The following is an 11,690-nucleotide window of genomic DNA, read 5'->3' as shown; positions in this document are numbered from 1 at the left end:
TTAAGCCGACGAAATATAATTTTCGGAAAAACGAAAGCGCCGAAATATCGTCGGCTATTTACTCAAACCCCTCATTTTGGCCTCTTATAAGAGTGGCATAAAATTCGACGTATTGAGATCAATATCTCCCTAAACGAATTTGAAATGGTCACTGAAAAAATAGCATCAAATCCGGAAGCCGAAATACAGCCCGGATCGAAACCAGTTTTACATTATGGCTTAGCTAAAGGTATCCTGATCGGCCCCGGAATAAATCCGGAAGCAGAAAGCCATCCGCAGAAACCTGTTTATAATCATCAATACCCCGGCATTATTGGTAATTGTTTTGAGATGAAAAAGGTATACCGGCTAATGTCAATGGTGGCGCCTACCAATTCAACGGTTTTATTGCTTGGCGAAACAGGTACAGGCAAAGAAGTAATTGCCCGCGGTATTCATCAGTCATCTGCCAGGAAAAATAAACAGATGGTTACTGTAAACTGTGCGGCACTTCCTCCCAATCTTATCGAAAGCGAGCTTTTTGGGCATGAAAGAGGGGCATTTACGGGCGCAGTTGACCGCAGGATAGGTAAATTTGAAATGGCCAACGGAGGGACTATTTTTCTTGACGAAATAGGTGAGCTGCCGCCAGAATTGCAGGTGAAATTATTACGTGTAATTCAGGAGCGTGAATTTGAAAGGGTAGGCGGAAAAACCACTATCCGGGTAGATGCCAGGATCATTGCAGCCACCAACCGCAACCTGGAGGCTGAAGTTGATGCACACCGTTTCAGGGCCGATCTATATTACCGTCTTAATGTTTTTCCGATCTGCTTACCCCCGTTAAGGGACAGGCTGGATGACATTGCCGAACTGGCGAATTTTTTTCTTTGCCGTTACTGTAAGATAACCGGAAAAAAGATAACTTTCATATCTAATAAAGTTATACAACAATTAAAAAGCTATACATGGCCGGGAAATGTCAGGCAACTGGAACACCTTATTGAAAGAAGTATCCTCCTGGCTGATGATCATGTATTAAGGCAAATATATCTACCAAACGATATCAACAGAAACATCAACGACCAGGAGGCTTTTCAAAACAAAACGCTCATTGATGTTGAAAGGAATCATATTGTAGCAGTATTAAAAAGGTGCAGCGGCAAGATTGCCGGAGACGGTGGCGCAGCTGAGTGGCTGGGCGTTCCTTCAACTACCCTGCACGCAAAAATTAAAAAACTTAATATTGTTAAGCAGGATTATTTTCCTAAAAAAGGATAAGATTAGTTTAGCACAATTCTTTAAATACACAGAATTTACGCCGGCTTCTATTGGGGGGGCATGAAATTCGCAATACTGCTATCCAGGCATCGCTGTTGACAATCCCACTTTCAAAAGCGATGCCTGGTTTTATTATTTACTTAAGGCTTCAAGATAAAACTTACAATGGCACTTATTTCATTTCATTAAAAATATCTATTTTTAAATCCGAACGTCTGTTCTGGCATAACCTATGTCCAATTAGTAAAGTAAATTTTCATGAAACGCTCACTGATACGACATTGTGTTTTAGCCATTTTTCATTATCTCGTATATTGTCAACTATCACTATCGGCTTACGCTCAGGATCTTAAAACTTTAAAAACAGACCTGAACAAAACCGGACGGGATACCGGGAGGGTGGTAGCACTTATCAAACTGGGGCAATATTTTAGGAATAAACCAGCCTCCGATGCCTTAAGCTTTGATTCTGCACAACATTATTTTAATTCGGCAATAGCCCTGAGCCAATCAATAAGATCTGCTGATTTTCAATACCGGGCGCTATCGGAAAAAGCAATCACATATCTTTTACAATCTGATTTTAAACTTGCCGATTCATTATTTAACCAGGTTACAGGTTATTACAGTAAAAACGGCGATTATACCAAAGAAGCCGAATACTGGACTACGTACGGTAATAATTTAAGATATGATAACCCGCGTGTATTAGCTACCCGGACAAAATGCTTTACTAAAGCCTATGAGCTTTATCGCAAAGGGACCGACAGGCTAAAAATTGCCGACGCGCTTGGGAAAATAGCGGATGCCGATTTGAACGAAGGGCGGTATGACAAGGCCGAACGTGAGTTACTGATGGTTTTACAGGAATACAAAGCCCTTAAATTTCCGAGGATCTATTACGGGTATTATATGTTGGCTGAAGTGTATTCGCGAAGGGACCAGTATCAAAAAGAGTTGCTTACAAGGATAGAATGTATGAATGCCTGCGATGCCGATCTGCACCGGAGCGATGGTGATGCGGCCTTTTTTTCCATCTTATTAGCACTATCTTACCAGGAAAACCACAAGGACGCGCAGGCTATCCCGTACTTTAAAAATGGTGCTGATTTAGCCGTTAAGATCAATGAGCAGGATTTTTATTATAAATCTATAGATGGCATTATCAATAGTTTTATAAACCTGAAAAAGTATAGCGCCGCGCTCGCTTATTTAAATAATACGCCTAATAAGTTTCCTGAGCAAACAATTGAAAATAAGAGCAGGTACGTAGCACGCAAAATGCAGTTATACAATTTTCTTGGCCGCAATAAAGAAGCAGCAGGCCTGGTGCCTGCATTTAAGCAAGTGTTTGACAAATTATATCGTACACTCGATAATGATCCGTCGTTTTATATAGTTGATAAATTTGTAAAGAATTACGATCCGCTTCCGCAACATTACATCCATACAAAACAGTGGGATAAGTTATTGGCAGAGTTAAAGTTTCTGCAAAGTTTGCCGTTAAAAAGGATTTCGCCATCGTCACGTATTATTCTTTATGGGTATAAGTTTAAGATTGATTCGGCAGGAGGGAGTTTCGCCATTGCGTTAAAAGAGTTTCAGCTAATAAGGCGCATGCAGGATTCACTTAACAATGCTGCCACTGTCAAACAAATCAACGAGTTAGAGGCCAACTATAATTCAATTAAAAAGGACCGCACAATACAGGTACTCAGCAACGATGCCCTGACGCAAAAAGCCAGGCTGGAAAAAGTTAACGAGCAAAAAAATATCACCTTTGCCGGTGTTCTCATTTCGGTTGTATTTGCGGTTGTTATATATGTAGCATATCGGGCCAAGCAACGTAGCAATACCCGCTTGCAAATAAAACAAGAGGAAATTAACCGGCAAAATCACAAGTTATCTGCTTTACTCAATGAAAAGGAAAAATTGCTGGAGGATAAAGATGGCCTGCTGAAAAGGCAGGAAGATCTATTGACTGAGAAAGAGTGGCTGGTTAGAGAGGTGCATCACCGGGTTAAAAATAACCTGCAGATCGTGATGAGCTTATTGTATACACAATCGGCATATCTGCAAAATACCGATGCGATAGAAGCCATAAAGGATAGCCAAAACCGGGTACAGGCAATCTCAATCATTCATCAAAAGCTTTACAGCAAAAGTAATGTGGCTACCATTGTTATGGCCGATTATATTAACGACCTGGTAAGGTATCTTTATACCTGTTATGATTGTAACCGCCTCAAAATAAAATTCCGAGAAGAATTGGATCAGGTGAACCTCGATATATCCCAGGCGGTACCTATGGGTTTAATATTAAATGAGGCCATAACCAATTGTATCAAATATGCCTTTGATAAAGAAGGCGGAGAGATTCATGTCAAAGCTCGTTTGTCGGCCCCTGAAACTATTGTTTTAACCATTGCAGATAACGGCAGGGGACTGCCTTCTGATTTTAATTTATCCGAAGCGTCGTCATTAGGAATGGAGATGATGAAAGCCCTTAGCAAACAATTGGGGGGCAATTTTGAGATAAAGAATGATGAGGGCGTTGTTGTTGCGGTAAAGTTTAAAATTGAAAATACTTCCGGAAAAATACCGGGCCGGCGATTGTAATTATCGTTGGCTTTTATCGATATCTTTTGTCGTACCTGTTTACAGCAAAACACATTGGACCCTCTCGGGGTCAACCCCTGGACCAGTTTTAGCATTCATATGTAGTTTAATTTTGCTTAACAAACTCAATGGATGAGTTTGGGTATAATTATTCTATCATGAAAAAATTAAGTTTAACCTTATTGGCGTTCTGTGCAGCTTTAGGAGTTAGTGCCCAGGCAAAAAAGGACCCAAAATGTGCAAATGTAAATGTTACGCAGTACGAGCCCGAAGTAATCTTTAAAAAGATCATTACCACTCCCGAAATTAAGGGGCAGGAAGTTAAAATGGTGATCGTAAAATTTGCGCCAGGCGAAGTATCAGGCGCTCACAGGCATCCTATCCCAACCATTGCATATGTGTTACAGGGAAACATCTCATCAACTTTTAATGGCAAAACCCACATATACAAACAGGGAGAGGCATTTTGGGAAGACCCGAACGGATTGCATGCCGAAAGCAAAAATATGAGCAAAACCCAGGAAGCTAAGCTGTTGGTATACTTTATCGGTCCTAAAGAATTACCATTTATAACCGCTGCAAAATAACAGGCAATTGATTTGCGGTTGCCATTGATCATTTTCTCAGACAATTACATCTAAAATTTATGAAGGTTTACGGATTGACTACCTGCCGGCGAACACAAAATGCACTGGCCTGGTTCAAAGCCCACGAGGTGAATTTTGAGTTTCACAATTTCAAAAAGGAAGGTATATCGTCAGAGAAACTCCAGGCCTGGGATGCAAAATTGGGGTATGATACATTCCTCAATAAAAAGAGCCTTACCTGGAAGAGACTACCCCTCGAGGTTAGGGAATCGGTAAAAAGCAGGGATTATGCTTTATCACTGCTTTTAGAGGAACCTCGCATTATTAAACCCCCTGTAATTGAAGATGGAAACTTTCTGTTTTTTGGCTTTGATGAAAAGGTTTACGAAAGTCATTTTTTGAATGATCTGGTGTTGCCAGCGGCAGTTTAGTAAAGAGACCTCTTGAACACTTCTTAAACTATGATGTTTGGTGATTAAGGAACCCCACTCCATATCGTGTGTTTGCGTAAACTTCCACGAAATATGGAGTGAAATAGAAGCTTAATTTAATTAAATAGTTGATTTTTAGCTGTTTAATGTGTGGTATGAGGTTTGCAAACCTACATCATATAAAAAGCACTTTAAACCGGCCATAGCTAACGGCCATTAAAAAAACACAAATTATGAAAATAGTAGTAATCGGCGGAAGCGGGCTAATAGGCTCACAGCTTGTAAACAAACTTACCCTGCTTGGCCATGAAGTTATAGCGGCATCGCCAGCCACTGGTGTAAATACCATTACGGGTGAAGGACTTGCTGAAGTTCTGGAAGGAACGGATGTTGTGGTAGATGTAGCAAACTCTCCTTCATTTGAAGATAACGCAGTGATGGAGTTTTTTAAAACATCAGGTAAAAACCTGCTTACTGCAGAAATTGCCGCGGGTGTAAAGCATCATATCGCCTTATCAGTTGTTGGAACCAGTCGTTTGCAGGAAAGCGGGTATTTCCGCGCAAAACAGGCGCAGGAAGATTTGATCAAGGCATCTGGCGTTCCTTACACGATTGTGCATTCAACCCAGTTTTTTGAATTTTTAGGAGGGATAGCAAACGCAGCAACTGAGGGTGAATCGGTTCGTCTGTCACCTGCCCATATTCAACCAATAGCGTCGGCCGATGTGGCTACTGCTGTTGCTGAGGTTACTTTGAACCCGCCGGTAAATAGCACAGTAGAGATAGCTGGCCCTGATAGGATCAGTCTTTCGGACCTTGTTCAGAAATATTTAGATAAAAATAATGATCCGAGGAAAGTGGTTGCAGATGCCAGCGCACGTTATTACGGTGCTGAATTAAACGACCAGATGCTGGTTCCGGGCAAGGATGCTAAAATTTTCAACATCAATTTTGAAAACTGGTATGTAAACCAACCTAAAAAGGTATAATCAACCATCCAGATATTTGAGGTTTGCAAGCACCCGTCGTAATTAAATCGGCGGGTGCTTGTTTTTTATAGCTAGGGTTTCAATAGGTGGGTTTTTAATTAATAAAAATCCAATTCGCTGTCTATTTCCCCCTTGTTATGCATCCGCTTAATATAGTGATACTTCGTGCTAACGCACTATATATGGAGTGAGATGATGGGTGTTGTTTTTATAAATTAATGAAAATCAATTATTTATATAATGGCATGTGTGTTGCAAAGGTAGTAAGGTGGCGGTGCAATAATGTAAGTGTAAAAACGCATTTATCCTGGTAACCGTCACCCGGCAATAAATAACTTTTAATCAAAAAAATAACAATGCTTCCTTACCACAGCCTGATCGTTATTGATAAAGAAAATCAGCTTCCTGTTTACAGGCAAATTACCAATCGCCTGATCGGCCTGATACGGGAGGGGCTCATCCCGCCCGGAACATTTTTCCCCGGCACACGGCAAATGGCCGGATTTATCACCGTTAACCGCAAAACGATTATCAATGCCTACGAAGAGTTGATGACAGAAGATTGGATAGAGCCGGTGGACAGAAAAGGGTATAGGGTAGCCCCGGAGCTGCCCGTAATTAAGCCAAGGTCGTTCCAACCTGCAAATCCTTTTTCCTCTCCTGCGATAATGAAGTCAGAAGGTTTGGCTATTGAACGTGGGCCGCGGCCAGAATACCGGGATCCCAAAAGTTCGGATATAGTTGTTAATGACGGCTTTCCCGATCCTGAGCTTGCACCTTTTAAAGAGATAAGCAAAATTTACCGGGATAAAGCCATCGGCTCAAGAATAAAACAGCTGATGTGCTTAAGGGATCAAGGCGGCCTTCCGCTGCTAAAAGACGCAACAGCACTTTTTTTAAATGAAACCAGGGGCTTAAATATTAAAAAGCATGACCTGGTAATTACCAGGGGCGCGCAGATGGCTATCTATATAGCTGCAACGGTATTGCTCTCTCCCGGAGACCAGGTGGTTGTAACAGAACCCAATTATCTTTACGCCAGCGAAATTATCAAAAATACAGGTGCCCATATCACTAAAATAGGAATTGATGAAGAAGGGCCGGATATGGATCAGCTGGAACGGGTGCTGAAAAGCTCCCGGATCAGAATGCTTTATATTGTTCCTCACCTGCACCATCCTACAACCATTACCATGTCGGCCCTAAGGCGGCAAAAGCTGCTTAAATTAATTGAGCAGTATGGATTTTATGTTATTGAAGATGATTATGGCTACGATTTTCATTACACCAACAATCCCATACTTCCCTTGGCCAGTTCACCTCACCAGGGTAAGATAATTTACATAGGTTCATTTACCAAATTGCTTGCTCCTTCAATCAGGGTAGGGTACCTGATAGCATCGCCCGATATTGTGAAAAAGGCAACAGCGCTAAAGCGTTTAATTGATTTAAGAGGCGATGCTTTTATAGAGTTTATGCTGGCTCAAATGATCATTAACGGCGACCTTGTACGGCACATTAACAGATCAAACAAACTATACGCGCGGCGTTGCGATTTTTTTTGCAACCTCCTTACCCAGAAACTGTCACATGCTGTAGAATTTACCAAACCACTTGGTGGCATGACTATATGGCTGAGGTTTAGGCCTCATTTTCCTATACACAAGGTCATTAATGATGCATCGCATGCAGGGCTTTGTTTGATCGGTATGTCGTTCAGCCATCCCGGAGATCCGAATGATAACGGGATCCGGTTTGGATTTGCCTCAATATCTGAAGAAGAAATAACCAAAGCAGTAGATATACTGGTCAGGGTAACCACCTGATCATTTGCAGTTTGATACCGGGAATTAAACAACGAAACTATGTGAACTGGAGCCAGCATTGGCCGATAACTACTCATTTGGTCACTTTTTGGCTTTTCCCGCTTCAATAATTTAATAAATAAAACATCTTAATATGAATAATCCAACTCAACGTGAACTCGCGGTTAAAGCAGTAGAAAGCAGGGAGGAACTCATTTATTTACTCTCCAGGGCATCTGAACTGGAGCATGGCCTGGCCTGCGTCTACCTTTATGCAGCCTATTCATTAAAGTCAAGTCTTGATGAAGGCGGAATGACAGAAGAGCAGCTTACGATGGTGAAAACCTGGAAGAGAAAACTGGCGATGGTAGCCGTTGAAGAAATGCTGCACCTTGCCCAGGTAAATAATATGCTTACAGCCATAGGCGGCGCGCCAAATTTCAAAAGGGCGAATTTTCCCTTACCTGTTTCGGCTTTTCCGTTTGGTATCAAATTAACACTGGAGCCTTTTTCACTTGCTACAATTGAACGTTTGGTAATATTTGAATTGCCGGAGGAGGGCGTACTGGAGCCTGAATTGCATGCCCAATATGATGAGCTTCGTAACAAAGTTGTCAAAGAGCAACAATTAGATCTGGCTGAGCTGAAGCCCCGGCAGTTTAAGGCCGAGCCGGAATTAATAGAGCGGTTTGGCAAGGAGGCTTTTAAGTTTCAGGAACCCTATGAAATAGATTTTACTACTGTAGGCGAGTTTTACCACAAGGTTGCCTCTGGTTTTAAATGTATCCCTGAAGATGTATTATTCATCGGGCCGAAAGAAGCACAGGCAAATGCCCGTTATGTTGATCTAAGCGGAAAATTGATCTCTGTGGTAAACAGGGAGTCGGCTTTGAACGCAATTGAAATGATTGTTGAGCAGGGCGAAGCCCCCACCCAGCAACATCCCGACTGCCATTTTCAGGTTTTTGATACGATAAGAAACCAGCTGATCAGTGAAAATGAGAAAGCTGCAACGAATAATACGGTCTTTGATCCGGTGCGGAAGATGGCCTCAAACCCAATGACCCGGTTTTATGATGACACTACCGGCGGTACATTGATCCTCGATGAAGATACCCATTGTGCGGCAGATATTTTTAACATGAGTTACGATACCATGCTTCAGATGCTGCTTCGGTTTTTTGCCCATACCGATGAGACAGAAGAAGAATTGGAAATGCTGTCACGTGCTACCCTGCGGATCATGACTACGGTGATCCGTCCTTTGGGTGAGGCACTTGCCAAAATGCCCCTGGGCGATCCTTTAAATATAGCCTTAACTGCAGGCCCCGGCTTTGGTTATAACAGGGATATAGCACTATTGCCCCATAAAGAGTCGGCATGGGTATTCTTTTGCGAGAGGCTTTTCAATCTTGCCAAGGAAGCCACAGAGCTGGCCGAACAAAAAACTACACCGGTTGAAGTTAAAGAAGCATCCGCTGCTTTACAGGCCCTTTCAGAGCTCTTTATAAAAAAAACGGCGCGGGCGCAAAAGGTGATCCCTAAAATAGAATTTGAAGAACCTGCAAATGCACCCAAGCCGGAAATTTTCCCTTCTTTAAACGGGCCATACCTGGTAAAGGGAGTGAGTAACCTGCTCAATTCAAAAGGAGAGCGATTACCGGCGGAGCCCCAAATGGCCTTGTGCAGGTGCGGCGGCTCGGCAAATAAACCGTTTTGCGACGGGACACATGCAAGAATAGGGTTTGACAGCAACAAACTGCCCGGAAGAACGCCCGACAGGCTGGACAAATACCCCGCTACTGATTACACTGTTTGCGATAACAGGGGCATATGCCAGCACTCCGGTTTTTGTACTGATCAACTGCCCGAGGTTTTCAGACTTGGTAAGGAGCCTTTTGTTGACCAAACTGCGGCCGATGGCCCGAGGGTCTATCAGCAAACAAAAAAATGCCCTTCAGGTGCCTTAAGTTTCAGCTTTGTTGATGCAAAGTTAAACAAGCCTGTGGTTAATGAACCCACAATTACGGTTTTCAAAAATGGCCCGTATCGTGTGAAAGGAAGTATCAAACTTGATGCTGAATTTCTGCAGGGGGCATCAACCGAACATTATACCCTATGCCGTTGCGGCGGCTCAAAAAATAAGCCCTTTTGTGATGGAACGCATTGGTATAACAATTTTGCCGACGACAAAAATTGAGACGCCAGGATTCTAAAAGTATTAAACAACAATAAATCAATAAACTAAAATATGCAAACCAACATTGGAATCAACGAAGCAGGAAGGAAAGCCGTTTCAGATCAATTAGCCAAATTATTGGCCGACGAATTTATATTGTATACCAAAACACGAAACGCCCACTGGAATGTTGAGGGAAGTGATTTTCATACTGTTCACGTTTTTTTCGAATCACAATATCAACAGCTGGAAGAAGTAGTGGATGGCGTGGCCGAGCGGATCCGTAAAATAGGTCATTATGCTCCTGCCACGTTAACGCAATTTCTGCAGCTTACCCATCTAACAGAAAAATTGGAAAATAGCAACAATAGCCAGGGGTATATCAAAGAGCTATTAGCCGATCATGAAAGTATTATCATGTTTTTGCGTGGCAATATTACTCCTTTTGCCGAAAAGTTTCAGGATATCGGCTCAAGCGATTACCTGACCCAGCTTTTGGAAACACACGAAGAAATGGCCTGGATGCTGCGTGCTCATTTAATAAAATAAGTGCAACGATACAGCTTGCCGGAGCATGCTATAGACATAAACTTAATAGTTTGATAGCGGGAAAATATCCCGCTATTTTTTTGCAATAAATTCTGGTTATTACCTGATACTGATAAATGTTCAGATAAAAATAAAGAGAATGGGAAAAATGTCCAGTAGTAGATTCCCTTTGTCCATTGATGTGGTTTGAAACCCAAAATACCTTTGTATCAAAAAAATAACTATGAAAACAAAACATTTAAACCAATCAAAATTCAAATTAAGTTCAGCCATGGGCCGAAAGTTCATTGCTGCATTTCTCGTTTTAAGCTGTTTGCTGATGACGCCGGTTTTATCCAATGCACAGGACAAAGCGGTAAAGAATATCGTGCTTGTGCACGGTGCCTTTGCAGATGGCTCGGGTTGGAGAGGCGTATTTGATATCCTTGTAAAAAAGGGCTATCATGTAACAGCCGTGCAGATCCCCCTTACTTCACTTAAGGATGATGTGAATGCTACTACCCGTATCCTTGATAAGCAAGATGGCCCGGTAATTTTAGTGGGGCATTCATGGGGCGGGGTTGTGATCACCGAAGCCGGTATGCACCCAAAAGTTGCCGGCCTTGTGTATGTAGCCGCATATCAGCCTGACAAGGGTGAAAATACATTGCGCTGGGCTACAACATTGCCTGTTGCACCCGAATATGGGATTTTGCCGCCGGATGATAAAGGCTTTGTTTATTATGACAAGGTTAAGTTTCATGCCGGTTTTGCAGCAGATTTAAGCCAGGCTGAAACCGACTTTATGTTTGCCTCACAGGAGCCTATTTTTGGTGGAAGCTTTGAAACCCCGGTTGCAGATGCCGCCTGGCGCACGAAACCAGCCTATGGTATTGTAGCAACCGAAGATAAAAGCATCAACCCGGATATTGAGCGCAATATGTACAAACGCTCAAATACACGCATTACCGAAATTAAAGGAAGTCACGTGGTTTTTATTTCTCATCCGGATGCGGTAGCGAAAGTTATTATTGCAGCTTCCGAAAAGAAATGATCCCGGAGGTATAATCTTTCTTAATAATCCCGACGTTACTGTTAAGTAATAAGTCTAAAGCCCCGGATAGCCTCCGGGGCTTTACTATTTACGCCGGGTATTGCTAAAAAATGCATAGCTGGATCCGGCCCCGCCGGAGAATTATTTTTTGATCTTAATGTCCAGTTCCGGAAAGTTGATTGTCAATGACCTGTAAATACCCGGAGTGATGCTGAAAGGATTTCAAAAATTGAGATCA

9 protein-coding genes are annotated in these 11,690 nt (G+C 42.3%); all 9 read left to right on the top strand.

The window, feature by feature from the left end; all coding sequences use genetic code 11:
- Positions 1-144 precede the first annotated feature (144 nt).
- The 9 genes from AC1DUD_RS12700 to AC1DUD_RS12660 all read left to right on the top strand — a co-directional run bounded on the left by AC1DUD_RS12700 (position 145) and on the right by AC1DUD_RS12660 (position 11,452).
- Positions 145-1,260: a sigma-54 interaction domain-containing protein gene (locus AC1DUD_RS12700; protein ID WP_477375048.1), complete on the top strand. Its 1,116-nt coding sequence runs from the start codon at positions 145-147 to the stop codon at positions 1,258-1,260.
- Positions 1,261-1,518: 258 nt separating this feature from the next.
- Positions 1,519-3,879 carry a histidine kinase dimerization/phosphoacceptor domain -containing protein gene (locus tag AC1DUD_RS12695; protein ID WP_477375047.1) on the top strand — a complete coding sequence of 787 codons (2,361 nt, stop codon included), beginning with the start codon at positions 1,519-1,521 and terminating at the stop codon, positions 3,877-3,879.
- Positions 3,880-4,037: 158 nt separating this feature from the next.
- Complete coding sequence (locus AC1DUD_RS12690) at positions 4,038-4,466, top strand: cupin domain-containing protein (protein ID WP_477375046.1); 429 nt, start codon at positions 4,038-4,040, stop codon at positions 4,464-4,466.
- Between the two features lie 59 nt (positions 4,467-4,525).
- Entirely contained in the window at positions 4,526-4,897 is a 372-nt protein-coding gene (locus AC1DUD_RS12685) for an arsenate reductase family protein (protein ID WP_477375045.1), read from the top strand.
- 233 nt (positions 4,898-5,130) lie between these two features.
- Entirely contained in the window at positions 5,131-5,886 is a 756-nt protein-coding gene (locus tag AC1DUD_RS12680; protein WP_477375044.1) for an SDR family oxidoreductase, read from the top strand.
- A gap of 356 nt (positions 5,887-6,242) precedes the next feature.
- On the top strand, positions 6,243-7,712 hold the full coding sequence (locus AC1DUD_RS12675; RefSeq protein ID WP_477375043.1) for an aminotransferase-like domain-containing protein: 1,470 nt from the start codon (positions 6,243-6,245) through the stop codon (positions 7,710-7,712).
- Positions 7,713-7,845: 133 nt separating this feature from the next.
- Positions 7,846-9,891, top strand: coding sequence for a ferritin-like domain-containing protein (locus AC1DUD_RS12670; RefSeq protein ID WP_477375042.1), 2,046 nt, complete (start codon positions 7,846-7,848; stop codon positions 9,889-9,891).
- A gap of 51 nt (positions 9,892-9,942) precedes the next feature.
- Complete coding sequence (locus tag AC1DUD_RS12665) at positions 9,943-10,419, top strand: Dps family protein (RefSeq protein ID WP_477375041.1); 477 nt, start codon at positions 9,943-9,945, stop codon at positions 10,417-10,419.
- Positions 10,420-10,642: 223 nt separating this feature from the next.
- A complete protein-coding gene (locus AC1DUD_RS12660) occupies positions 10,643-11,452 on the top strand; it encodes an alpha/beta hydrolase (RefSeq protein ID WP_477375040.1) in 810 nt (269 codons plus the stop codon).
- The last annotated feature ends 238 nt before the right edge of the window (positions 11,453-11,690 follow it).

This window comes from Mucilaginibacter sp. P4_A11 (assembly GCF_056402535.1).
The sequence above is the reverse complement of the archived record's forward strand: the minus strand, read 5'-3'. Positions and strand labels throughout refer to the sequence as shown.